This is a genomic window from Peptoniphilus sp. HMSC062D09, from assembly GCF_001811425.1.
Taxonomy (GTDB): domain Bacteria; phylum Bacillota; class Clostridia; order Tissierellales; family Peptoniphilaceae; genus Peptoniphilus_A.
Genome location: NZ_KV804698.1, coordinates 54765 through 75433, shown reverse-complemented (window position 1 = coordinate 75433; position 20669 = coordinate 54765). Strand labels below are relative to the sequence as shown.

At 36.0% G+C, this 20669-nt stretch carries 36 protein-coding genes; all 36 read right to left on the bottom strand.

Features of this window, described 5'->3' with window-relative positions:
- Nucleotides 1-427 precede the first annotated feature (427 nt).
- Nucleotides 428-2050 carry a chaperonin GroEL gene (gene groL / locus HMPREF2801_RS02555; RefSeq protein ID WP_070610410.1) on the bottom strand — a complete coding sequence of 541 codons (1623 nt, stop codon included), beginning with the start codon at nucleotides 2048-2050 and terminating at the stop codon, nucleotides 428-430.
- Nucleotides 2051-2061: 11 nt separating this feature from the next.
- Nucleotides 2062-2343, bottom strand: coding sequence for a co-chaperone GroES (gene groES / locus HMPREF2801_RS02550; protein WP_019124969.1), 282 nt, complete (start codon nucleotides 2341-2343; stop codon nucleotides 2062-2064).
- A 173-nt stretch (nucleotides 2344-2516) separates the two neighbouring features.
- On the bottom strand, nucleotides 2517-3140 hold the full coding sequence (locus tag HMPREF2801_RS02545) for a methylated-DNA--[protein]-cysteine S-methyltransferase (RefSeq protein ID WP_070610409.1): 624 nt from the start codon (nucleotides 3138-3140) through the stop codon (nucleotides 2517-2519).
- A 46-nt stretch (nucleotides 3141-3186) separates the two neighbouring features.
- Nucleotides 3187-3528, bottom strand: a complete 342-nt coding sequence (gene rplQ, locus HMPREF2801_RS02540) for a 50S ribosomal protein L17 (RefSeq protein ID WP_019124971.1) — start codon at nucleotides 3526-3528, stop codon at nucleotides 3187-3189.
- Between the two features lie 10 nt (nucleotides 3529-3538).
- A complete protein-coding gene (locus HMPREF2801_RS02535) occupies nucleotides 3539-4486 on the bottom strand; it encodes a DNA-directed RNA polymerase subunit alpha (protein ID WP_019124972.1) in 948 nt (315 codons plus the stop codon).
- Between the two features lie 26 nt (nucleotides 4487-4512).
- Nucleotides 4513-4908: a 30S ribosomal protein S11 gene (rpsK, locus tag HMPREF2801_RS02530; RefSeq protein ID WP_019124973.1), complete on the bottom strand. Its 396-nt coding sequence runs from the start codon at nucleotides 4906-4908 to the stop codon at nucleotides 4513-4515.
- A 12-nt stretch (nucleotides 4909-4920) separates the two neighbouring features.
- Nucleotides 4921-5283 (bottom strand): 30S ribosomal protein S13, encoded by a 363-nt coding sequence (gene rpsM, locus HMPREF2801_RS02525; RefSeq protein WP_019124974.1) that lies wholly within the window; start codon nucleotides 5281-5283, stop codon nucleotides 4921-4923.
- A gap of 11 nt (nucleotides 5284-5294) precedes the next feature.
- Entirely contained in the window at nucleotides 5295-5408 is a 114-nt protein-coding gene (rpmJ, locus tag HMPREF2801_RS02520) for a 50S ribosomal protein L36 (protein WP_010244353.1), read from the bottom strand.
- Nucleotides 5409-5431: 23 nt separating this feature from the next.
- Nucleotides 5432-5650 (bottom strand): translation initiation factor IF-1, encoded by a 219-nt coding sequence (gene infA / locus HMPREF2801_RS02515; protein ID WP_005957367.1) that lies wholly within the window; start codon nucleotides 5648-5650, stop codon nucleotides 5432-5434.
- A gap of 18 nt (nucleotides 5651-5668) precedes the next feature.
- Complete coding sequence (locus HMPREF2801_RS02510; protein ID WP_070610408.1) at nucleotides 5669-5923, bottom strand: KOW domain-containing RNA-binding protein; 255 nt, start codon at nucleotides 5921-5923, stop codon at nucleotides 5669-5671.
- Between the two features lie 3 nt (nucleotides 5924-5926).
- Complete coding sequence (locus HMPREF2801_RS02505; RefSeq protein ID WP_019124976.1) at nucleotides 5927-6568, bottom strand: adenylate kinase; 642 nt, start codon at nucleotides 6566-6568, stop codon at nucleotides 5927-5929.
- 9 nt (nucleotides 6569-6577) lie between these two features.
- Complete coding sequence (gene secY / locus HMPREF2801_RS02500) at nucleotides 6578-7858, bottom strand: preprotein translocase subunit SecY (RefSeq protein ID WP_070610407.1); 1281 nt, start codon at nucleotides 7856-7858, stop codon at nucleotides 6578-6580.
- On the bottom strand, nucleotides 7858-8307 hold the full coding sequence (rplO, locus tag HMPREF2801_RS02495) for a 50S ribosomal protein L15 (protein WP_019107904.1): 450 nt from the start codon (nucleotides 8305-8307) through the stop codon (nucleotides 7858-7860). The genes secY and rplO overlap by 1 nt, the downstream gene beginning before the upstream one ends.
- 13 nt (nucleotides 8308-8320) lie before the next feature.
- The gene (gene rpmD / locus HMPREF2801_RS02490) at nucleotides 8321-8497 is read right to left on the bottom strand and encodes a 50S ribosomal protein L30 (RefSeq protein WP_019124978.1); all 177 of its coding nucleotides are present in this window, start codon (nucleotides 8495-8497) and stop codon (nucleotides 8321-8323) included.
- Nucleotides 8498-8507: 10 nt separating this feature from the next.
- A complete protein-coding gene (gene rpsE, locus HMPREF2801_RS02485) occupies nucleotides 8508-9014 on the bottom strand; it encodes a 30S ribosomal protein S5 (RefSeq protein ID WP_019124979.1) in 507 nt (168 codons plus the stop codon).
- A 13-nt stretch (nucleotides 9015-9027) separates the two neighbouring features.
- Nucleotides 9028-9390 carry a 50S ribosomal protein L18 gene (rplR, locus tag HMPREF2801_RS02480; RefSeq protein ID WP_070610406.1) on the bottom strand — a complete coding sequence of 121 codons (363 nt, stop codon included), beginning with the start codon at nucleotides 9388-9390 and terminating at the stop codon, nucleotides 9028-9030.
- 15 nt (nucleotides 9391-9405) lie between these two features.
- Nucleotides 9406-9942 carry a 50S ribosomal protein L6 gene (gene rplF / locus HMPREF2801_RS02475; protein ID WP_019124981.1) on the bottom strand — a complete coding sequence of 179 codons (537 nt, stop codon included), beginning with the start codon at nucleotides 9940-9942 and terminating at the stop codon, nucleotides 9406-9408.
- A 14-nt stretch (nucleotides 9943-9956) separates the two neighbouring features.
- Nucleotides 9957-10352 (bottom strand): 30S ribosomal protein S8, encoded by a 396-nt coding sequence (rpsH, locus tag HMPREF2801_RS02470; RefSeq protein ID WP_019124982.1) that lies wholly within the window; start codon nucleotides 10350-10352, stop codon nucleotides 9957-9959.
- Between the two features lie 29 nt (nucleotides 10353-10381).
- Nucleotides 10382-10567, bottom strand: coding sequence for a type Z 30S ribosomal protein S14 (locus HMPREF2801_RS02465; RefSeq protein ID WP_019107910.1), 186 nt, complete (start codon nucleotides 10565-10567; stop codon nucleotides 10382-10384).
- Between the two features lie 11 nt (nucleotides 10568-10578).
- On the bottom strand, nucleotides 10579-11124 hold the full coding sequence (gene rplE, locus HMPREF2801_RS02460; protein ID WP_070610405.1) for a 50S ribosomal protein L5: 546 nt from the start codon (nucleotides 11122-11124) through the stop codon (nucleotides 10579-10581).
- 11 nt (nucleotides 11125-11135) lie between these two features.
- Nucleotides 11136-11444: a 50S ribosomal protein L24 gene (gene rplX, locus HMPREF2801_RS02455; protein ID WP_019107912.1), complete on the bottom strand. Its 309-nt coding sequence runs from the start codon at nucleotides 11442-11444 to the stop codon at nucleotides 11136-11138.
- A gap of 14 nt (nucleotides 11445-11458) precedes the next feature.
- Nucleotides 11459-11827, bottom strand: coding sequence for a 50S ribosomal protein L14 (gene rplN, locus HMPREF2801_RS02450; RefSeq protein WP_019124984.1), 369 nt, complete (start codon nucleotides 11825-11827; stop codon nucleotides 11459-11461).
- Between the two features lie 23 nt (nucleotides 11828-11850).
- Entirely contained in the window at nucleotides 11851-12105 is a 255-nt protein-coding gene (gene rpsQ / locus HMPREF2801_RS02445; protein ID WP_019124985.1) for a 30S ribosomal protein S17, read from the bottom strand.
- Between the two features lie 4 nt (nucleotides 12106-12109).
- Complete coding sequence (gene rpmC / locus HMPREF2801_RS02440; RefSeq protein ID WP_070610404.1) at nucleotides 12110-12316, bottom strand: 50S ribosomal protein L29; 207 nt, start codon at nucleotides 12314-12316, stop codon at nucleotides 12110-12112.
- A complete protein-coding gene (gene rplP / locus HMPREF2801_RS02435; protein ID WP_019124987.1) occupies nucleotides 12306-12737 on the bottom strand; it encodes a 50S ribosomal protein L16 in 432 nt (143 codons plus the stop codon). Before rplP ends, rpmC begins: the two co-directional genes overlap by 11 nt.
- Before the next feature lie 17 nt (nucleotides 12738-12754).
- The gene (gene rpsC / locus HMPREF2801_RS02430; RefSeq protein ID WP_019124988.1) at nucleotides 12755-13519 is read right to left on the bottom strand and encodes a 30S ribosomal protein S3; all 765 of its coding nucleotides are present in this window, start codon (nucleotides 13517-13519) and stop codon (nucleotides 12755-12757) included.
- 11 nt (nucleotides 13520-13530) lie between these two features.
- The gene (gene rplV / locus HMPREF2801_RS02425) at nucleotides 13531-13866 is read right to left on the bottom strand and encodes a 50S ribosomal protein L22 (protein WP_019124989.1); all 336 of its coding nucleotides are present in this window, start codon (nucleotides 13864-13866) and stop codon (nucleotides 13531-13533) included.
- Nucleotides 13867-13877: 11 nt separating this feature from the next.
- Nucleotides 13878-14162 carry a 30S ribosomal protein S19 gene (gene rpsS / locus HMPREF2801_RS02420; RefSeq protein WP_019107919.1) on the bottom strand — a complete coding sequence of 95 codons (285 nt, stop codon included), beginning with the start codon at nucleotides 14160-14162 and terminating at the stop codon, nucleotides 13878-13880.
- A gap of 12 nt (nucleotides 14163-14174) precedes the next feature.
- A complete protein-coding gene (gene rplB, locus HMPREF2801_RS02415) occupies nucleotides 14175-15005 on the bottom strand; it encodes a 50S ribosomal protein L2 (RefSeq protein WP_070610403.1) in 831 nt (276 codons plus the stop codon).
- An 18-nt stretch (nucleotides 15006-15023) separates the two neighbouring features.
- On the bottom strand, nucleotides 15024-15311 hold the full coding sequence (rplW, locus tag HMPREF2801_RS02410; protein ID WP_070610402.1) for a 50S ribosomal protein L23: 288 nt from the start codon (nucleotides 15309-15311) through the stop codon (nucleotides 15024-15026).
- Nucleotides 15311-15934 carry a 50S ribosomal protein L4 gene (gene rplD, locus HMPREF2801_RS02405; RefSeq protein WP_070610401.1) on the bottom strand — a complete coding sequence of 208 codons (624 nt, stop codon included), beginning with the start codon at nucleotides 15932-15934 and terminating at the stop codon, nucleotides 15311-15313. Before rplD ends, rplW begins: the two co-directional genes overlap by 1 nt.
- A gap of 17 nt (nucleotides 15935-15951) precedes the next feature.
- Nucleotides 15952-16584, bottom strand: a complete 633-nt coding sequence (gene rplC / locus HMPREF2801_RS02400; protein WP_019124993.1) for a 50S ribosomal protein L3 — start codon at nucleotides 16582-16584, stop codon at nucleotides 15952-15954.
- Between the two features lie 58 nt (nucleotides 16585-16642).
- On the bottom strand, nucleotides 16643-16960 hold the full coding sequence (gene rpsJ / locus HMPREF2801_RS02395) for a 30S ribosomal protein S10 (RefSeq protein WP_005957385.1): 318 nt from the start codon (nucleotides 16958-16960) through the stop codon (nucleotides 16643-16645).
- A gap of 593 nt (nucleotides 16961-17553) precedes the next feature.
- Complete coding sequence (locus HMPREF2801_RS02390) at nucleotides 17554-18351, bottom strand: ABC transporter ATP-binding protein (protein ID WP_070610400.1); 798 nt, start codon at nucleotides 18349-18351, stop codon at nucleotides 17554-17556.
- On the bottom strand, nucleotides 18348-19376 hold the full coding sequence (locus HMPREF2801_RS02385; protein ID WP_070610399.1) for a FecCD family ABC transporter permease: 1029 nt from the start codon (nucleotides 19374-19376) through the stop codon (nucleotides 18348-18350). The genes HMPREF2801_RS02390 and HMPREF2801_RS02385 overlap by 4 nt, the downstream gene beginning before the upstream one ends.
- A complete protein-coding gene (locus HMPREF2801_RS02380) occupies nucleotides 19373-20536 on the bottom strand; it encodes an ABC transporter substrate-binding protein (RefSeq protein WP_070610398.1) in 1164 nt (387 codons plus the stop codon). The genes HMPREF2801_RS02385 and HMPREF2801_RS02380 overlap by 4 nt, the downstream gene beginning before the upstream one ends.
- Between the last annotated feature and the right edge of the window lie 133 nt (nucleotides 20537-20669).

Genomic DNA, 20669 nt, shown 5'->3' with positions numbered 1-20669 from the left:
CGCTGGATAAGATTTTTCATCAGCTCATGCGTCGCTAACGCTCGCATTTGCTGTGAAGGCATTTAAAAAGACAGCCATGTTTGTGACTGTCTTTGTTTAGGTTGTTTTCTGATTTACAAGTCCGACTCACTCGACAATGCTCCCTATTCGGTCGCATCGTCTTCGTTCGCTGGATAAGCTTCTTCATCTACTCAGTCTTCGCTCTCGCTCGACTTCGTAGTGAAAACAAAAAAGACAGCCGCTTTTTGTGACTGTCTTTTTTTAGGTTGTTTCTTGATTTACAATCCGACTCGCTTGAAAATGCTCATTATTCATTCGCATTTTCCGCGCTCCCTGGATAAGATTTTTCATCAGCTCCTGCATCGCTAACGCTCGCATTCGCTGTGAAAACCAGAAAAACCGAGACGAGTCTCGGTTTTTCTTATCGTTACATCATACCCATGCCTGGATTCATTGGAGGCATTGCTGGGGCGTCTTCTTTTATGTTGGCTACGGCTGCTTCTGTTGTCAAAATCATTGATGCTACGCTTGCTGCGTTTTGTAGGGCTGATCTTGTTACCTTTGTTGGGTCTACTATTCCAGCCTTCTTCATGTCTACATATTCTGCCTTATATGCGTCAAAGCCAATGCCTGCTTCTTTTGTCTTTACATGTTCTACTATTACTGAACCTTCTAGTCCTGCGTTTTCTGCTATTTGTCTTAGTGGTTCTTCTAGTGCCTTAAGAATTATATTTGCGCCAGTTTTTTCGTCACCTTCTAACTCGTCAACTACTTTCGCTACTGCGTCTATTGAGTCGATTAGTACTGTTCCGCCACCAGCAACAATTCCTTCTTCTACTGCTGCTCTTGTTGCTGCAAGGGCATCTTCGATTCTTAGCTTTCTTTCTTTAAGTTCAACTTCTGTTGCTGCTCCTACTTGGATTACTGCAACTCCGCCAGAAAGTTTTGCAAGTCTTTCTTGTAATTTTTCCTTGTCAAATTCTGAATCTGATTCTTCTATTTGATTTTTAATGTGGGAAATTCTATTTTCAATTTCAGATTTTTCCCCTGCACCATTTACTATAACTGTAAGGTCTTTTTCTACCCTAACCTTTGCTGCAGAGCCAAGCATATCTATTGTTGCGTCCTTAAGGTCTTGACCTAAGTCAGATGAAACAACTTGTCCACCTGTTAAGATTGCAATGTCTTGTAGCATATCTTTTCTTCTGTCGCCATAGCCTGGGGCCTTTACTCCAACTACATTTAGTGTTCCTCTTAGAGAGTTTACAACTAGAGTTGCTAGTGCTTCGCCGTCAATGTCATCTGCTATGATAAGAAGTGGTTTTGATGCTTGAAGAACTTGTTCAAGTAGTGGCAAAATTTCTTGTATATTTGAGATCTTTTTATCTGTAATTAAAATATATGGATCTTCTAATTCTGCAACCATTTTGTCAGAATCTGTCACCATGTATGGGGATAGGTATCCTCTGTCAAATTGCATACCTTCAACTACATCAAGACTTGTCCCCATGGATTTTGATTCTTCAACAGTGATTACGCCGTCGTTGCCAACTTTTTCCATTGCTTCAGAAATTAGCTTTCCAACTTGTTCATTGGCAGCTGAAATTGATGCAACTTGCTCGATTGCTTCCTTTGAAGAAACTTCTGTAGAGAAGTTTTTGATTTCTTCAACAGTTTTTTCCACTGCCTTTTCAATTCCCTTTTGTAGAACCATTGGGTTTGCACCTGCTGCAAGGTTTCTCATTCCTTCTCTAATAATTGCTTGAGCAAGTAGAGTAGCTGTTGTTGTGCCGTCACCTGCAACATCATTAGTCTTTGTAGCAACTTCCTTTAAAAGTTGTGCCCCCATGTTTTCAAATTTATCTTCACATTCAATTTCTCTTGCAATAGTAACACCATCATTTGTAATAAGTGGTGTGCCATATTCCTTGTCTAAAATTACATTTCTGCCCTTAGGTCCAAGTGTAACCTTAACTGTATCAGCAAGAGTATTGATACCTTTTATTAAGCCTTTTCTAGCATCTTCTGAAAATTTAATTTCCTTTGCCATGTTATCACTCCTTATTCAATAACTGCCAAGATATCTTGGAATTTTATAATTGTGTACTTTTCCTTGTCAAGTTCGATGTCATTTCCTGCATACTTTGAGAAAATAACCTTGTCTCCAACTTTTACAAGTCCTTTCATATCTTCGTCTGTATCTAACTTATTTCCCGTTGCAACAACTTCTGCAATGTTTGATTCTTCCTTGGCTGATGATGGAAGAACTATGCCTGAAGCAGTTGTTTCTTCTTTTTCAATTTTCTTGATGACGATTTTATCGTCAAGTGGTCTAAGTTTCATCTATATTAACCTCCTTAAATTTAGCACTCACTAATGTCTTCTGCTAATACTTATATGATAATACATTAGAAAAATTTTTTCAAGCTTAAAAGTAACAAAATATTGTAAAATTTTCTTGAAGTAGTTTGTGGCGAGAATTTTTTAAAATTCTCCTTAAAATTTTTGAATAAAAATTATTTGTGATTTTTTGGCATGAAAAATTTATTTACATCTATGCCTTCAAGTTCTAGGAGCCTTACCTTTCTAGCAAGCCCTCCTGCATAGCCAGTAAGAGACCCACTTGTCCCCACAACCCTGTGGCAAGGTATGATTATAGAAATAGGATTGTGCCCTACTGCACCGCCCACTGCCTGAGAAGACATCCTCTCATACTTTCCACTGGCCATAAGTTTATTTGCTATGTCTTTATAGCTAAGAGTCTCCCCATAGGGGATCTCCAATAAAATTTTCCACACATCTCTTCTAAATTCTGTGCCCCTTAACTTTAAAGATGGAGTAAAATTTGGGTCCTCGCCAGAAAAATATAGGTCCAGCCATTTTTTAGTCTCTTCCAAAATTTTATCGTCACAAATTTTTTCTCCAGACACTTTATTTTTATCATGACCAAGATTTTCACACCTAAGATTTTTATCTTTTATCTCAAAATTTTTCCCATCATCAAAATTTTTTACCTCTTCATTCTTCATAAGGTCATTAAATTCTTTTTGCCCTTCAAAATAAAGTCCAAGAAGAGATTCCTCATGAAAAAAGATTAAAATTTTCCCCAGGGGAGAACTATAAATACTTCTATAAAGCATAGAACCTCCAAAAGTATAAAAAAAAAGGAAACCCCATTGGATTTCCTTATACTAATTCTATAATTGAAATTTCTGCACCGTCTCCACGTCTTGGACCCATCTTCAATACTCTAGTGTATCCACCATTTCTATCTGCATACTTTTCAGCGTATTCGTCAAATAATTTTGTAACAACATCTTCTGAATAAATATATGCTAAAGCTTGTCTTCTTGCGTGAAGGTCGCCTCTTTTTCCAAGTGTAATCATACGATCAGCAATCTTTTGAACTTCCTTAGCTCTTGTGTGTGTAGTTTGAATTCTACCTTCACGCAAAAGAGAAGTAACAAGGTTTCTAAGCATTGCCTTTCTATGACTTGAATTACGGCCAAGTTTTCTGTTTTTTGCCATAATGTCCTCCTTAATCTTCTTCAGCTTTGAGGCCAAGTCCTAATTCTTCAAGTTTTTCAGTTACTTCTAGTAGGGATTTTCTACCAAGATTTCTAACCTTCATCATTTCACTTTCAGTCTTATTAGTAAGTTCCTCAACGCTGTTTATTCCAGCTCTCTTTAGGCAGTTAAAAGACCTAACAGATAGATCTAATTCTTCAACTGTCATTTCGAGAACTTTTTCTTTTTGATCCTCTTCTTTTTCAACCATCAAATTTATTTCACTGACATGTTCTTTAAGGCCAATGAAGAGTTCAAGATGTTCTGTCAAGATTTTTGCTGCAAGAGATGTAGCTTCATCAGCTTTCATAGAGCCATCTGTTGTAACTTCAAGGATTAATCTATCATAATCAGTTCTTTGTCCCACTCTTGTGTTTTCAACTTTCCAGTTTACTTTTTCCACAGGAGTGAAGTTAGAATCCATTGGAATAATTCCAATTTCAGTTATTTCATCCTTTTTAAGTTCAGAAGGTTCATAGCCTCTTCCCTTTTCAACCATCATTTCAAGATAAAAATCAGCATCTTCATTTAGAGTAGCTATATGTTGATCTGGATTTATAATAGTTACATGAGGTTGAAGTTCAATGTCAGAGGCTTTAATTTCTCCCTTGCCCTTCTTTTCTATAATAAGTTTTACAGGTTCATCTTCAGTCATCTTTAAAACTATAGATTTAATATTTAAAACTATTTCAGGTACATCTTCCAATACCCCTGGAATTGTATCAAATTCATGTTCAACGCCGCGTATATTGATGAAAGATACAGCTGCGCCTGGTAGAGAGGAAAGTAGCACTCTTCTTAAGGAATTTCCAATAGTGATACCAAATCCAGCTTCTAGTGGTTCAACGACAAATTTGCCATATAAACCTGACTCATCTAATTCTTCAATACTAATCCTAGGTTTTTCAATTTCAATCATGGGTACCCTCCTTCTCGATAAATAGCTTAGACTCTTCTACGTTTTGGTGGCCTACATCCATTGTGAGGAATTGGAGTAACATCTTTAATCATAGTTACTTCAAGACCTGATGCTTGAAGAGATCTAATTGCAGCTTCTCTTCCTGAACCTGGACCCTTTACATATACATCAACGCTTTTTAATCCATGTTCTTTAGCCTTTTCAGCTGCTTCTTGAGCTGCTTCTTGTGCTGCAAAAGGAGTTGACTTTCTTGAACCTCTAAATCCAAGTTGTCCAGCACTTGCCCAAGATATAACATTACCGTTAATATCAGTAAGAGTAACCATAGTGTTGTTAAATGTTGAAGCTATGTGAGCTTCGCCCTTTTCAATATTTTTACGAACACGTCTTCTTGAACGTGTAACTTTTTGTTTTTTAGCCATTAAAGTCCCCCCTTACTTACTTTTACTAACAAGTTTCTTAGGACCTTTTCTTGTCCTAGCATTAGTCTTAGTTTTTTGTCCTCTTACAGGAAGACCCATTTTATGCCTTCTTCCACGATAACAGTTGATTTCACGAAGTCTCTTGATGCTCATTGCAACATCACGACGCAAATCACCTTCTACGTGGTATTTATCTATTTCATCTCTGATTTTAGCAAGTTCAGCTTCTGTCAAATCTTTAACTCTTGTATCAAAATCAACACCTGCAGCAGTTAAAATTGCTTGAGATCTAGGTTTTCCAATACCATAAATATAAGTGAGTCCGATTTCAACTCTCTTTTCTCTAGGTAAATCTACACCGGAAATTCTAGCCATAATTACCTCCCTTATCCCTGTCTTTGTTTATGTTTCGGATTTTCACAGATTACCATTACTTTTCCGTTTCTCTTAATTATTTTGCACTTTTCGCACATCTTTTTTACAGATGGTCTTACTTTCATTTAAATGCCTCCTAACCTTAGGATTATTTCTTTCTCCAAGTTATTCTTCCTCTTGTAAGATCATAAGGTGAAAGCTCAACTGTCACCTTATCACCAGGAAGAATTCTAATATAATTCATTCTCAATTTACCTGAAATATGAGCAAGTATGATATGTCCGTTTTCAAGTTCTACCTTGAAATGAGTATTTGGAAGAGCGTCTACAACAACGCCTTCAACTTCAATTACATCTTCTTTAGCCATATTATTAAGGATCCTCCTTTAGCTATAAGGTAATAGTTTCTTCCTAATATAAGAATCATTAAGATCTTTATTATCAAGATCAATAATGTCCTTATATATATAAAGATGTTTTACCTTTTTTTTCTTTGGTCGATCTAGCTTTCTCAGTTTTCCATCTACAAGATAAAGGTAGTCTTTGTCAATAATCTCAGTGATTACAAAAACTTTTCCCTCATCTCTACCTTTTTTGGATCTTACAACTTGTCCCTTAAAAAGACTAAATGTATTATCCATGAACTATTCGAGACCATTAACTATATCTTCAAATACCTTGTCAATATCCTTAGCACCATCGATGTCTACAAGAAGATTTTGTGCCCTGTAGTAATCAATAAGAGGTGCAGTTTGATCAAAGTAAACTGAAATTCTAGTTTTTACAGTTTCTTCAGTATCGTCATCTCTTTGAATAAGCTTAGTGCCATCCTTATCACAAATTCCTTCTTCCTTTGGAGGATTGAATTTAACATGATAAGTCATTCCACAAGTTTTACAAACTCGTCTTCCAACAGCTCTTTCTATTAAAATTTCAGGGTCAACTGAAATATTAATAACCTTAGTTAATTTGTCATTGTTCTTGTCTAAAATAGAGTCAAGACTAACAGCTTGAGCCACAGTTCTTGGAAAACCATCTAATAGAAATCCTTCTTTAGCATCAGCCTTGTTAAGTCTATCTTCAACAAGGGCGATTACAAGATCATCAGGAACTAAAAGACCCTTGTCCATATAAGACTTAGCTTCTTTACCAAGTTCTGTATTGTTCTTAATATTTTCTCTAAAGATATCTCCAGTTGAAATGTGTGGAATATTGTATCTTTCAACAATATATTCAGCTTGTGTGCCTTTGCCGGCCCCTGGAGGTCCCAATATAACTAATTTCATAAATGCCTCCTATTTATTCTTTAAGAAACCACGATAATTTCTCATGATTAATTGTTGTTCTAATACTCTATGAATTTCAAGTACAACACCAACTACGATGATAATTGATGTACCACCATAATTAAATTGTAGACCTGAAATAAGTGTTAGTATAGTTGGAAGAACTGCAAGTATAGAAAGTGCAATTGCTCCCGGCATAACCAATCTATTTAAAGTTCTGCCTAAATAATCGCTTGTAGGTTTTCCTGGTCTAATACCACTAATAAAACCACCATTAGCTTGAAGGTTTTTAGAGTATTCAACAGTGTTGAATTGGATTGTAGTGTAGAAGAATGTGAAGAATACAATAAGAATAACAGTAAATATTATATAAATCACAGCTCCAGGTCCTCCAGCAGGAGTTAACCATTTTTGAATCCAATTTCTAGTTGATTCACTTGTAAACATAGCAATAGTTGCTGGAATAGCAAGAAGTGAGTTGGCAAAGATAATTGGCATAACACCAGTCATCAAAACCTTAATAGGAATATGAGTAGCTTGTCCGCCATACATCTTTCTTCCTACAACTCTCTTAGCATATTGCACAGGGATTCTTCTCTCACCTTCCGTAAGTGTTACTACAAATACAACAATTGCAATAGCAATTATTACAAATAGCACTAAGAAGATTGGGCTAGATTTGCCTGCCTTTACAAGAGCAATAGATTGAGCTATATCAATTGGAAATCTTGAAACAATACCTGCAAAAATTAAAATTGAAATACCATTTCCGATTCCATGTTCAGTTATTTGTTCACCTATCCAAACAAGTATAGAAGTACCTGCTACTATTGATAGGATTATAGTTGTGTATTCAAGAGCACTTGTAGCATCGATTGCCTTTCTAAAGAAACCAAAAGTATAACCAATTGCTTGAACAAGAGCTATAGCAGTAGAAAGATATCTAGTATATTTAGCTATTGCCTTTCTACCAGTTTCCCCTTCCTTTGCAAGAGATTCCAATGAAGGAATGGCAATTGTCAAAAGTTGAAGAATGATTGATGCAGTAACATATGGATAAATGTTAGCAGCAAAAATTGTAAATCGTCTAAAGTTACCTCCTGCCATTAAATCTAGGAAGGAGAAAATTGATCCGCCTGCTCCACTCATAAGTTGTGAAATAACTTGTGAGTTCATGTATGGAACGGCAATGTGTGATCCAAGTCTATAAATTAGAAGCATGAATAAAGTGAAAAGCATCTTCTTACGAAGAGATTCAATCTTCCATGCACTCTTAAAAGTGGATAGCATTAAATCACCTCGGCCTTTCCTCCGCAAGCCTCAATTTTTTCTTTAGCAGATTTTGAGAAATGCTGAGCTTTTACAGTAAGTTTTACATTTAATTCACCATCTCCCAAAATTCTAATTCCGTCTTTAGCTTTACCAGCTTTGATAAATTTATTTTCTATTAAGAATTCAGGAGTGATTTCAGTTCCTTCTTCAAATACATTAAGATCTGCTACGTTAATAACTGCATATTCTTTCTTGAAGATGTTTGTAAATCCTCTCTTTGGAAGACGTCTAAATAGTGGCATTTGTCCACCTTCAAATCCAGGTCTTACTCCTCCGCCACTTCTAGCATTTTGTCCTTTGTGACCCTTGCCAGATGTTTTGCCAGTACCGGAACCTATTCCACGACCTACTCTTTTTCTAGCTTTAACTCCGCCGCCTTCATTAGGTCTTAAGTCATGTAACTTCATTAGGTACACCTCCTTATTCTACTACTTCGATCATATAATCGACTTGCTTTAACATACCCCTGATTTGAGGTGTATCATTTTTTTCAATAACTTGGTTTAACTTAGTAAATCCAAGTGCTTTTATTGTTTTTCTGTGTTTAGGTACTTTGCCGATAGGACTTTTAACAAGTTTAATTTTAATAGTACTCATGATTTTCCTCCTATCCTAAAATTTCATCCGCTGATTTATTTCTAAGTCTTGCAACAGATTCAACAGTTTTAAGTTGTTTTAAACCTTCAATAGTTGCATTAACTGTGTTTCTTGGATTGTTTGTACCAATGTTCTTAGTACGAATATCTGAAATACCTGCAAGTTCACATACAGCACGAACTGCACCGCCTGCGATAACTCCTGTACCTTCTCTTGCTGGTTTTAAGAAAACTCTACCTGCACCATAAATTCCAGTAACTTGATGAGGAATAGAAGTGTTTAGTAGGTTTACTTTAATAAGATGTTTTTTAGCATCTTGTGTTGCTTTTCTTATAGCTTCAGGAACTTCAAGAGCCTTACCTGTACCTACACCAACGTGTCCGTTTCTGTCGCCAACTACTACAAGAGCTGAGAATCTAAAGTTTCTACCACCCTTAACTACTTTGGCAACTCTGTTTATAGATACAACTCTTTCTTCAAGATCAAGTTCTGCCGCATTTATTAATGAACGCTCCATTACTTCCTCCTTCTTAGAATTTTAGTCCGGCTTCTCTAGCTGCGTCAGCAAGTGCCTTGATTTTTCCGTGATATACATAACCACTTCTATCAAAAACAACTTCTTCGATACCCTTTTCTTTTGCCTTATTAGCAATAGAAGTACCAACAGCCTTTGCCGCTTCAATATTTCCAGTGTTTTCTAAATTCAATGACTTATCAAGAGTTGATGCACTTAATAAAGTGTTACCAGCCTCATCATCAATAAGTTGAGCATAGATGTGCTTTGATGATCTGTAAACTGAAAGTCTTGGTTTCATAGCAGTACCGGAGATATGATTTCTAAGTCTTTTGTGTCTTTTTATTCTGTTTTCATTTTTATTAATCTTTTTTAACACTTAAATTCTCCTCTCTTACTTACCAGTCTTACCAACTTTACGCCTTACATGTTCATCAGTGTATCTGATACCCTTACCCTTATATGGTTCAGGTTCTCTGAAGCTTCTAATGAAAGCAGCATAAGCGCCAACTTGTTGTTTGTCATTGCCTCTTACGATAATTGAGTTTGGAGCAGGAACTTCAACTTCAATACCTTCTGGATCTTCAAGATCAAGAGGATGTGAGAATCCTAAGTTAAGAGAAAGAACTTTTCCCTTCTTAGCAGCTCTGTATCCAGTTCCGATTATTTCAAGAGATTTTGTATAACCTTCTGTAACGCCAATTATCATATTGTAGATTAGAGTTCTAGTTAAACCGTGAAGTGCCTTAATTCTTTTAATTTCATTTGGTCTTTCTACAGTGAGAACTCCGTCATTTAATTCTATTTTTAAATCTTTATCGAAAGATTGTGTTAGTTCACCCTTTGGTCCCTTAACAGTAACTGTTTGACCGTCAACTTTAACATCAACGCCCTTTGGGATTTCAATAGGTTTTTTGCCAATTCTTGACATTTTTCACCTCCAAATTACCAAACGTAGCAGATTACCTCTCCGCCAACTTTATCTTGTCTTGCTTTTTTATCTGTAATTATTCCCTTAGATGTAGAGATAATTGCAATTCCTAGTCCTCCAAGAACTTTAGGAACATCTTCGCACTTAACATAAACTCTAAGTCCCGGTTTAGATATTCTCTTTAAGCCAGAGATAACTTTTTCTCCGTCCTCTGAATACTTAAGATCAATCTTGATCATTCCTTGTTTGTCGTCTTCAACAACATCGAATCCTTTAATATAGCCTTCATCAAGAAGAATTTGAGCTATTTCTCTTTTAATTTTAGAGCAAGGAATATCAACAGATTTGTGTCTTGCATTATTTGCATTTCTAATTCTTGATAGCATATCTGCAATTGGGTCTGTCATCATATCAGTTTGCCTCCTTTCATCTAAGGCTTTTACCAGCTAGCTTTTCTTACGCCAGGAATTTGTCCCTTGTACGCAAGTTCTCTAAAGCATATTCTACATATTCCATATTTTTGTAAAACAGCATGTGGTCTTCCACAGATTTTACATCTAGTATATTCACGAGAAGAATACTTTTGTTTCCTCTTTTGTTTTGCAATCATTGATTTTTTTGCCACAATGTACCTCCTTAAGCCTTAGCAAAAGGCATTCCCATTTTGTCTAGGAATTCTTTAGCTTCTTCATCAGTATTAGCAGTAGTTACAATAACAATGTCCATTCCTCTAATAGCGTCAACCTTATCATATTCAATTTCAGGGAAGATAAGTTGTTCTTTAAGACCAAGGGCATAGTTTCCTCTACCATCAAAAGCAGTAGGCTTAACACCTCTAAAGTCTCTAACTCTTGGAAGTGCAACATTCATTAATTTATCTAAGAATTCATACATTCTTTGTCCTCTTAGAGTAACCTTAACACCAACATTTTGTCCTGCACGAAGTTTGAAGTTGGCAATTGATTTTCTTGCTTTAGTAACAACAGCCTTTTGACCAGCTATAGTAGTAAGTTCTTCTACTGCTGATTCAAGAGCCTTGTGGTTATCCTTAGCTTCACCAAGCCCAATGTTAATAGTGATTTTTTCAAGTTTCGGTACTTCCATAACATTTCTATAGTTGAAATGTTCCATTAGGTGGCCCACAACTTCTGTCTTATATTTTTCTTGTAATCTTGAAGTCATTATTCTACCCCCTATTTAATGTTCTTTCCGCTAGACTTTGCATATCTAACTTTTTTTCCGTCTTCAAATTTATAGCCAATTCTTGTAGCCTTTCCTGATGCACTGTCAAAGTACATAACATTAGATACATGAATTGGAGCTTCCATTTTTTCTATTCCACCTGGGTTTTGAGGTCCTCTAGGTTTAATGTGTTTAGTAACAATATTTACCTTTTCAACAACTACTAAATCTTTTTTAGGAATTGTTCTTAGGACTTTACCAGTTTTGCCTTTATCTTTTCCGGCTATAACTTTTACGATGTCATCTTTTTTAATTTTCATATTACACCTCCAAATTATAGTACTTCCGGAGCTAGAGAAATAATCTTCATAAAGTTTCCAGCTCTTAGTTCTCTAGTTACAGGTCCAAAAATACGAGTGCCAACAGGGCTTCTATCATCTTTAATTACAACAGCAGCATTATCATCGAAGCTAATGTAAGATCCGTCTTTTCTGCTGATGCCCTTGTTTGTTCTAACAATAACTGCTTTTACAACAGCACCTTTTTTGACAACGCCACCGGGTGTTGCATTCTTTACAGAACACACTACAATATCTCCGATAGAAGCTGTCTTTCTATTAGTTCCACCAAGGACTTTAATTACAGATAGTTCTCTTGCACCTGAATTGTCAGCAACACGCAATCTTGTTTCTTGTTGAATCATGTTATTCTCCTTTCAAGTTAAAATTATTGAGCCTTTTCAATAATTTCTACAAGTCTCCATCTTTTATCTTTACTTAGTGGTCTAGTTTCCATAAGTTTTACGCGATCACCAATACCACATTCATTATTTTCATCATGAGCCTTGAATTTAGTAGTCTTCTTAAATCTCTTTTTGTAAATTGGATGAGTTTTTAAAGTTTCAGTTTGAACTACAATAGTCTTATCCATTTTATCGCTTACTACAATTCCTGTTATAGTTTTTCTTGAATTTCTTTCCATGAGATTAAGCCTCCTTTCCAACTTCAAGTTCACGTTCTCTAATGATCGTTTTAACTCTTGCTATATCTCTTTTAACACTTTTAATACTTGATGGATTGTCAAGTTGACCAGTGGCCAATCTGAATCTCAAATTAAAAAGTTCATTTTTAAGTTCATTAACTTTCTTATTTAAATCTTCGCTTGACATCTTGCGAATTTCATTAGCCTTCATTTGAGTCACCATCCTTATCTTTCATAACGAATTTAGTTCTCACAGGGAGTTTCATAGATGCAAGTCTCATAGCTTCTCTTGCAACATCTTCAGAAACACCGCCCATTTCAAATAAAATTCTTCCTGGTTTAACTACTGCAACCCAATACTCTGGAGCACCTTTACCGGAACCCATACGAGTTTCAGCAGGTTTTTCAGTAACAGGTTTGTCTGGGAAAATCTTAATCCAGATATTTCCACCTCTACGAATATATCTTGTCATAGCACGACGTGCTGCTTCTATTTGATTTGAAGTTATCCAACAAGGTTCTAAAGCTTTTATACCATATTCGCCGTATGCAAGCTCATTACCACGCATAGCCTTGCCCTTCATTCTGCCTCTGTGAACTTTACGATATTTTACTCTCTTAGGCATCAACATGACTATTCCTCCCTTCTTTAAGACTCTTTATTTTTATTGTCTCTTCTATTATTTCTATTAAAATTATTGTTTCTATTATCGCGTCTCTTGCGGTTTCTGTTATCTCTATTGTCTCTATTGTCTCTAGGTTTTCTTCTTGAATCTTCTCTTAGTTCAGGAAGAACTTCGCCCTTATAAAGCCAAACTTTAACGCCAAGCTTACCATAAGTAGTATCAGCTTCAGCGAAACCGTAGTCGATATCAGCTCTTAATGTTTGAAGAGGAATAGTTCCTTCAGAATAACCTTCAGTTCTTGCCATATCTGCACCGCCAACACGGCCTGATACAGAAGTCTTAATACCAAGAGCTCCTTGACGCATAGTTCTTTGGATAGCTTGTTTCATTGCACGTCTAAATGCAACTCTTCTTTCAAGAGATTCAGCAATAGCTTCAGCAACGATTTGTGCGTCTAAATCTTGGTTCTTAATTTCTTCAACATTTATTACAACAGATTTATTTGTTAGCTTTTCAATTTCAGCTCTAAGTTCTTCAACTCCAGCGCCACCACGGCCAATTACCATACCTGGTTTAGCTGTGTGAATTGAAACTTTAACTCTGTTAGCAGCTCTTTCGATTTCAATTTTAGAAATACCTGCAGTATAGAGTTTTTTCTTAACATATTTTCTAATATTGTTGTCTTCAACTAAAAGATCGGCAAAATTTTTCTTGTCTGCATACCATTTTGAATCCCAATCTTTGATTACTCCAACACGAAGTCCATGTGGGTTTACTTTTTGGCCCATTCTCTACCTCCTTACTCTCTTTCTGCTACTACAACGCCAATGTGACTTGATCTTTTAAGGATTGGATAAGCCATACCCTTAGCCTTAGGACGAAATCTCTTCATAGTAGGTCCATCATTAGCGTATGCTTTCTTCACATAAAGATCGCTTCTGTCTAAATTAAGGTTGTTTTCAGCATTAGCTACAGCTGATTTTAATACCTTATAGAGTTCATGAGCTCCCCTCTTATTAGTAAACTTTAAAATAGAGAGGGCCTCATCAACGCTTTTGCCGCGTATTTCAGCGCAAATATAATTCACCTTAAGAGGTGATATTCTTACATATTTTGCAATTGCTTGTGCTTGCATTTTAACCCTCCTTATTTAACTGTTGTGCTCTTTTCGCTCTTGCCGCCGTGGCCTCTATATGTTCTTGTTGGAACAAATTCACCTAATTTATGTCCTACCATGTCTTCAGTAATATATACTGGCACATGTTTTCTGCCGTCATGAACAGCAATTGTGTGTGAAACAAATTCAGGGAAAATAGTTGAGCGACGAGACCAAGTTTTAATTACTTTCTTTTCATTTTTTTCATTAAGCTCGTCAACCTTCTTTAGAAGGTGTTCATCAGCAAATGGTCCTTTTTTTATTGATCTACTCATTATACCCTCCGATTACTTAGTTCTTCTTCTTACTATATACATATCAGATTTTTTAGATTTCTTTCTAGTCTTAAGTCCTAGAGCTTTCTTGCCCCAAGGAGTCATAGGTGAAGGTCTACCTACTGGAGTTCTACCTTCTCCACCACCATGAGGGTGATCAACAGGGTTCATTGCAGATCCTCTAACATGAGGTCTGTTTCCAAGATATCTGCTCTTACCTGCCTTACCTAAAGTGATAAGTTCATGAGAAATATTTCCAACTTGTCCAATAGTTGCCTTACATCTTTGGTTAACTAATCTAAATTCACCTGAAGGAAGTCTAAGTTGAGCATATTTTCCTTCTTTTGCCATAAGTTGAGCTGATGATCCAGCACTTCTTGCAATTTGACCGCCCTTACCAGGAGTCATTTCGATGTTGTGAACAGTAGTACCAACTGGGATATCAGCAAGCATTAGTGCATTACCAACTTTGATATCTGCATCTGTACCTGATTCTACAATATCTCCAACCTTAAGTCCGTTAGGTTGAATGATGTATCTCTTTTCACCATCAGCATAAGATAAAAGTGCAATGTAAGCAGTTCTATATGGATCATATTCAATAGCTTGTACTTTTGCAGGAATATTGTCTTTATCTCTTTTTAAATCTATAATTCTATATTTTCTCTTAACTCCGCCGCCTCTATGTCTACTAGTAATTCTACCTTGTGAATTTCTACCGGCAGTTCTATTGAAGCTAACTAAAAGAGATTTTTCAGGTGTAGTCTTTGTAATCTCTTCGAATGTAGCAACAGTCATCTTTCTACGGGCAGGAGTTGTAGGTTTAAATCCTCTAATCGCCATTTTAATACCTCCTACTTATCAAATAGAATCAAAAAATTCTATTGGTTCTGAGTCATCAGTAAGTTTAACTATAGCCTTTTTCCATGAAGGACGTCTTCCTTGATGAACTCCTTGTCTCTTTAATTTTCCACGCATATTCATTGTATATACTTTTTCAACCTTAACGCCGAAGATTTCTTCAACAGCTGCTCTGATTTCAGGCTTAGTGGCATCCTTTGGCACTTCAAAAGTGTACTTATTATCTGCCATCATGTCCATACTTTGTTCAGTAACTAAAGGTCTTTTAATAATGTCAAATTTATTCATCAGTTAAAAACCTCCTCAACAACATCAAGTGCAGCCTTAGTGATAATTAAGTTATCGTATTTTAATAACTCATAAACATTAATATCAGTAGCTCTTGATGTCTTTACACCAGCGATATTTCTTGCAGCTCTTTGAACATCTTTTTCGTCGTCATTAACAACTACAAGAGCCTTTCCTTCTGCCTTAATATCTTTTAAGATGTTGGCGAAAATCTTTGTTTTTGGTTCTTCCATAGTTAATTTGTCAACAAGGATTATTTCACCATCTTGTAATTTTGTAGTAAGAACTGATCTAAGAGCAGCTCTTCTAGTTTTCTTAGGAGTTGTGTAAGAGTAATCTCTTGGTTTCTTAGCGAAAACAACTCCGCCGCCTCTCCATTGAGGTGATCTAATGGAACCTTGTCTTGCACGACCAGTTCCTTTTTGTCTCCAAGGTTTTCTTCCGCCTCCACGCACTTCAGCACGAGTCTTAGCAGAGTGAGTACCTTGTCTTTTATTAGCCAAAATATTTTTAACAACTAAATAAACAGCATGAGTGCTTACAGGAGCATCAAATAGCCCTTCACTTAGTTCGACTTCTTCAACAGGATTTCCCTTAATGTCAATCATTTGAATTTTAGGCATTTCTTTACCTCCCTATCTTATTTAGTCATTTTAGTAGTGCTTTTAATTCTAACAGTTCCCTTCTTAGGTCCTGGAATAGCACCCTTAACTAAAATTAAATTTTTATCTGTATCTATTCTAACAATTTCAAGGTTTTGAACAGTAACTCTTTCGTTACCCATTTTTCCAGCCATTCTGTGGTTCTTGAATACTTTTCCTGGATAAGAAGCAGCACCCATACCACCTGGCATTCTGTGGAACTTAGAACCGTGAGTTTCTCTACCACGACCGAAGTTGTGGCGTTTAATAATACCAGCAGTTCCTTTACCCTTTGAAGTACCGATAACATCAACATGTTCTCCAACTTCAAATAAATCTACCTTTATTTCATCGCCAAGATTGTAAGACTCAACATCATCAGTTCTAAATTCAGAAAGATGTTTTCTATATCCTACGCCTGCCTTGTCGAAATGTCCCTTCTCAGGTTTGTTAAGTTTCTTTTCCTTAACTTCATGTGTTGCAACTTGGATAGCATTGTAACCATCGCTTTCAATAGTTTTCTTTTGCACAACAACATTTGGTTCTACTTCAATAACTGAGACAGGAGTGACAATACCCTCTTCATCAAAAATTTGGGTCATGCCAATTTTTTTACCTACTAAATATTTCATGTTGCACCTCCTAATATTTACAGCGGACTTCTATTTAGAAGTCATATAAAGCAAAGTTTTAAAGTTTAATTTCTATATCTACACCAGCTGGTAGATTTAACTTCATAAGTGAATCTACAGTCTTTTGTGTAGGATTAAGTATATCAATTAGACGCTTGTGAGTTCTTTGCTCAAATTGTTCTCTTGAATCCTTATACTTGTGTACAGCTCTTATAATTGTGATGATTTCCTTTTCTGTTGGAAGAGGAATTGGTCCAGAAACTTCTGCACCGCTCTTTTTAGCAGCATCAACAATTCTTAGTGCTGAATTATCAAGTAATTCGTGATCATAAGCTTTAAGTTTAATTCTGATTTTTTGTTTGCCTTTGTTAGACATATTTACCTCCTATTCGCTAAAGCCTTACTTGCGAATGGGGTTATCGATAAACGCACCCTTGTGTATCAAGTGGCCCGTCTGAAAAAAATAACCCGCGCCCAAGTCCAGCTTGGACTTCTCTGTCATAATTACCTCGAAACTCCTTTTTTTCAACAAAATCTCAAGCAACTTATGACTTCATCGCAACTTTCTTTTTTAAACGCTCTGGTATTATATAACAAATAAAGCCACTTGTAAAGGAAATTTACACATTTTTTTAAAATTTTTTACAAAAAAATTATTTTGTCCCTATAAAAAATTTTTTCTTCAAAAATATAAATTGTTTTGCCAAAAATTTTTCTTTTAACAAAAATTTTTACAAAGATTTTTATTTTTTTCTATTATATAGGGCAAAATAGAAAACTTTTTTAAGGAAAATAAAAAAATCTCCTTGCTAAGAATATCCTATGAAAAAAATTGTGTGATTTTCAAATCGAAGAACTTCGTTTAAAATCGCACTGTCCGAGCGAAGCGAGTTTGCGATTTTAGAAGTTCGAGATTTAGAAAATACCAATTTTTGTAATGAGATATTCGAGCAAGAGATTTTTGCAGCCTTATTTTCTTTCTTCTGCTATGCCAAGGGGTATTATGCTCTCATAGTCCTTGCCAGCCACAGAAATTTTTTCTATCTTCACCTCAACAGAAAAAGATTTTTTCAAGTTCTCTCCATTTAAAACTTCTCTCGTCTCTCCAAACTTATAAGTTTTGTCGTAATTTAATAGAAGACATTTGTTAGAAATTTTTAGTGCGTGGTCTGGATAGTGGGTGTTCATGACAATAATCACGCCACTTGCGGAAAGTTTTTTTATTAAATCTAAAATAATAATTTGATTTTTGTAGTCTAGGCCACTTTCTGGCTCATCTAAAATAATTATTTTTGGATCCTTGACAAGGCTTCTGGCTATTAAAAGCATTTGCAGTTCTCCACCACTCATTTCATTGGCGACCTTGCCTGCAAGGTGATCGATCTCTATCATCTTCATGACTTCACTCGCCCTCTCAATTTCTTTTTGGCTAGGTCTTTCAAAAATATTTAAGGATGAAGTTGACCCAAAGAGGACCATTTCAAGTCCAGTGTAGGAAAAGGAAAAATTCCTCTTTTGTGGAATGTAGGAAATTTTTGACCAGACTTCTCTTTCCTTCATGGCAGAAATATTTTTGCCATCAATAAAAGTCTCGCCCCTAGTCCAAGGAAGAAGTCCCGTCAAACACTTTATGAGAGTGGTCTTGCCCACTCCATTGGGTCCAAGAATTGCCAAGACGTCACCATCAACTAGAGAAAAATTTATGTCCCTTAAAATATAGTCTGTCTTTTTAAATTTAAAAAATCCCTTGGAAACTTCTAGTTTCATTTGAATATTCCTCCAGACCTTCTCATGAGCATTATAAAAATTGGCGCCCCAATAATTGCAGTGAGAACTGAAATTGGAAGCTCAATTACAGAAACTGTCCTTGATAGGGCTTCAATTAAGACCATAAAGGCTGCACCAAAGCTTATGCCAAAGGGCAGAGTGTAAAGATTATTTGCCCCAATGAGCATCCTAACAAGATGGGGAATGATGAGGCCAATCCAACCAATTTGCCCGCAAATGGAGACGCTAGATGCAGTTATTATTGTTGTGGCCAGTATAAAAATAAATCTTGTTCTCTTTACATTTACACCCAGAGACCTTGCCTCTTCCTCTGATAGGGAAAGGAGATTTAAACTCCAGCTCATCTTATAAATTACAAAAATTGAAATTATAATGAGGGGTCCTGCCAAGATTAAGTTCTTGTAAGAAGTCCTGCCAAAGCTTCCCATTAGCCAATAAGTAATTTGTGGCAGCTTGTCCATGGGGTCAGCTGTGTATTTTAATAGGGAGCTAAAGGCATTGGCAAGAGAAGATACAATAATCCCAGCCAAAACTAGCATGACAATGGAGGACTCATCTCGCCTCACAAGATTTATGGTTATAAAAATTGAAATGAGACCAGTCACAAGGGCAAGGACTTGAATGCCCATAGTGCCAAGAGAAAGTAAAATCCCAATAATTGCTCCAAGGCTTGAGGCGCTTGTCACTCCCAGTATATCTGGTGTCGCCAATGGATTTGAAAAGAGAGCTTGAAAGGCAATGCCTGCCACAGTAAGACCTGCGCCCACTATTATGGCAGTGAGAATCCTTGGCAGCCTTATCTTAAAAATTAAGGACTCCATCATAGGGTCCAAGTCTCTTCTTAATATGTAATTTTTAAATAAATTTATTATTTCAGAAATATTTACCTTCATCCTGCCCATAGAAAGTGCAAGGACTGCACAGACTAGGGGAAGAATGAATAAAATAAGATACACAGAGAGACGGAGTTTTCCGTCATCTCTAGTGCAATATTTTTTTATCATATATTAAACATGTCCTCGATTTGTTCATCAGTAAGTTCATAATTGTACCATTTTTGGTAGTAGTCTTTAATAACTTTCTTCAAGTCGTAGTCCTTAAAGGCATCTGGATAAGTTTCGCTAGCTAGCCATGCAAGAACAAGTGGCGCATCTGGATTTGGTGTAAGCCAGTTCCACATGCCAAGCTTTGAGTTGTAAACTCTCTTGTCCTTAACAGACTTTAAATTAGAAAAATCAAAACCCTCTACAGAATTATTGTAGACATCTTCTGTCTTAATATTTAAAAGACCAGGTCCGTCAAGATAAAATACATCTGGGTTCCAAGAATAAATTTGCTCAACATTTACCTTGGCATAGCCCTTTGCTTCTTCTGCCACATTTTTTACCTTTAGTCTCTTTAGCCAGAAGTCGCCAAAAGTTCCCTTGCCAGCAACAATTGGAGTGCCTTCTTGATACTTCCAAAGGATCATGCCGCTAGGTCTTTTTTCATCAGGGACTTTCGCAATTCTTTCTTCAACATCCTTAACAATATCATTGCCAGCTGCCAAGAAATTATCCATCTTTCCCTTTTCGCCAAAGACATCTTCAAGAAGCTTTAGCCACTCTCCATACCTATTTATTGGGTCAGCAGGAGTGTCTGCTCCCATAGTTACAAAGCCAATGCATGGTACTCCAGTCTTAGATAGCTTTTCGTATCTATCTTGGTTTTTTGCATTGTAGAAAATTACATCTGGCTTTAACTTCATAATTTCTTCCACATTGATGTCTGATTGACCTTGAACAGTGTTACTTGCATCTAAAAGTTCTGGTGCCATGTCCTTTAAAACTGTTTCAGAAATAACTTGCTTTAAAGAACCAGCATAGCCCACAATGTAAGGAGCCTTGCCTTCATTGTATGCCATGTAAGTTGAAAGAATTGGCACTTGGTCAATTACAATCTTTTCAATTTTATTTGGAACCTCAACTTCGTGACCTGCGTGGTCAGTGACTATGTGACTTCCATCCTCATCTTTTGTAGCAACTTTTTCTTCTGTAGAAACATTATTTGTTCCTGTATTTTTTTCTTCGCTATCTTCTTTTTTACCGCATCCGCCTAAAATTCCTGCCATCATAATAAAAACCAAAAGCAGGCTTAGGATCTTTTTAAACTTTAAATTTTTCATTTTTTCTTCCTTTCTATAAAATTAATTATTTTAAAACAAATAACCCTCTATATATTATAATACAGATAGAAAATTTTTTAAGTAAGTTATGAAATAAAATAATTTCATTAAATCTAGGACTGTTAAATACTTT

Coding starts and splice junctions, on each gene's coding strand:
- groL (WP_070610410.1), bottom strand. CDS start 2,050: ATGGCAAAGGAAATTAAATTTTCAGAAGATGCTAGAAAAGGCTTAATA.
- groES (WP_019124969.1), bottom strand. CDS start 2,343: ATGAAACTTAGACCACTTGACGATAAAATCGTCATCAAGAAAATTGAA.
- HMPREF2801_RS02545 (WP_070610409.1), bottom strand. CDS start 3,140: ATGCTTTATAGAAGTATTTATAGTTCTCCCCTGGGGAAAATTTTAATC.
- rplQ (WP_019124971.1), bottom strand. CDS start 3,528: ATGGCAAAAAACAGAAAACTTGGCCGTAATTCAAGTCATAGAAAGGCA.
- HMPREF2801_RS02535 (WP_019124972.1), bottom strand. CDS start 4,486: ATGATTGAAATTGAAAAACCTAGGATTAGTATTGAAGAATTAGATGAG.
- rpsK (WP_019124973.1), bottom strand. CDS start 4,908: ATGGCTAAAAAACAAAAAGTTACACGTTCAAGAAGACGTGTTCGTAAA.
- rpsM (WP_019124974.1), bottom strand. CDS start 5,283: ATGGCTAGAATTTCCGGTGTAGATTTACCTAGAGAAAAGAGAGTTGAA.
- rpmJ (WP_010244353.1), bottom strand. CDS start 5,408: ATGAAAGTAAGACCATCTGTAAAAAAGATGTGCGAAAAGTGCAAAATA.
- infA (WP_005957367.1), bottom strand. CDS start 5,650: ATGGCTAAAGAAGATGTAATTGAAGTTGAAGGCGTTGTTGTAGACGCT.
- HMPREF2801_RS02510 (WP_070610408.1), bottom strand. CDS start 5,923: ATGGATAATACATTTAGTCTTTTTAAGGGACAAGTTGTAAGATCCAAA.
- HMPREF2801_RS02505 (WP_019124976.1), bottom strand. CDS start 6,568: ATGAAATTAGTTATATTGGGACCTCCAGGGGCCGGCAAAGGCACACAA.
- secY (WP_070610407.1), bottom strand. CDS start 7,858: ATGCTATCCACTTTTAAGAGTGCATGGAAGATTGAATCTCTTCGTAAG.
- rplO (WP_019107904.1), bottom strand. CDS start 8,307: ATGAAGTTACATGACTTAAGACCTAATGAAGGCGGCGGAGTTAAAGCT.
- rpmD (WP_019124978.1), bottom strand. CDS start 8,497: ATGAGTACTATTAAAATTAAACTTGTTAAAAGTCCTATCGGCAAAGTA.
- rpsE (WP_019124979.1), bottom strand. CDS start 9,014: ATGGAGCGTTCATTAATAAATGCGGCAGAACTTGATCTTGAAGAAAGA.
- rplF (WP_019124981.1), bottom strand. CDS start 9,942: ATGTCAAGAATTGGCAAAAAACCTATTGAAATCCCAAAGGGCGTTGAT.
- rpsH (WP_019124982.1), bottom strand. CDS start 10,352: ATGATGACAGACCCAATTGCAGATATGCTATCAAGAATTAGAAATGCA.
- rplE (WP_070610405.1), bottom strand. CDS start 11,124: ATGACTTCAAGATTACAAGAAAAATATAAGACAGAAGTTGTGGGCCAC.
- rplX (WP_019107912.1), bottom strand. CDS start 11,444: ATGAAAATTAAAAAAGATGACATCGTAAAAGTTATAGCCGGAAAAGAT.
- rplN (WP_019124984.1), bottom strand. CDS start 11,827: ATGATTCAACAAGAAACAAGATTGCGTGTTGCTGACAATTCAGGTGCA.
- rpsQ (WP_019124985.1), bottom strand. CDS start 12,105: ATGGAAAGAAATTCAAGAAAAACTATAACAGGAATTGTAGTAAGCGAT.
- rpmC (WP_070610404.1), bottom strand. CDS start 12,316: ATGAAGGCTAATGAAATTCGCAAGATGTCAAGCGAAGATTTAAATAAG.
- rplP (WP_019124987.1), bottom strand. CDS start 12,737: ATGTTGATGCCTAAGAGAGTAAAATATCGTAAAGTTCACAGAGGCAGA.
- rpsC (WP_019124988.1), bottom strand. CDS start 13,519: ATGGGCCAAAAAGTAAACCCACATGGACTTCGTGTTGGAGTAATCAAA.
- rplV (WP_019124989.1), bottom strand. CDS start 13,866: ATGCAAGCACAAGCAATTGCAAAATATGTAAGAATATCACCTCTTAAG.
- rpsS (WP_019107919.1), bottom strand. CDS start 14,162: ATGAGTAGATCAATAAAAAAAGGACCATTTGCTGATGAACACCTTCTA.
- rplB (WP_070610403.1), bottom strand. CDS start 15,005: ATGGCGATTAGAGGATTTAAACCTACAACTCCTGCCCGTAGAAAGATG.
- rplW (WP_070610402.1), bottom strand. CDS start 15,311: ATGAATAAATTTGACATTATTAAAAGACCTTTAGTTACTGAACAAAGT.
- rplD (WP_070610401.1), bottom strand. CDS start 15,934: ATGCCTAAAATTCAAATGATTGACATTAAGGGAAATCCTGTTGAAGAA.
- rplC (WP_019124993.1), bottom strand. CDS start 16,584: ATGAAATATTTAGTAGGTAAAAAAATTGGCATGACCCAAATTTTTGAT.
- rpsJ (WP_005957385.1), bottom strand. CDS start 16,960: ATGTCTAACAAAGGCAAACAAAAAATCAGAATTAAACTTAAAGCTTAT.
- HMPREF2801_RS02390 (WP_070610400.1), bottom strand. CDS start 18,351: ATGAAACTAGAAGTTTCCAAGGGATTTTTTAAATTTAAAAAGACAGAC.
- HMPREF2801_RS02385 (WP_070610399.1), bottom strand. CDS start 19,376: ATGATAAAAAAATATTGCACTAGAGATGACGGAAAACTCCGTCTCTCT.
- HMPREF2801_RS02380 (WP_070610398.1), bottom strand. CDS start 20,536: ATGAAAAATTTAAAGTTTAAAAAGATCCTAAGCCTGCTTTTGGTTTTT.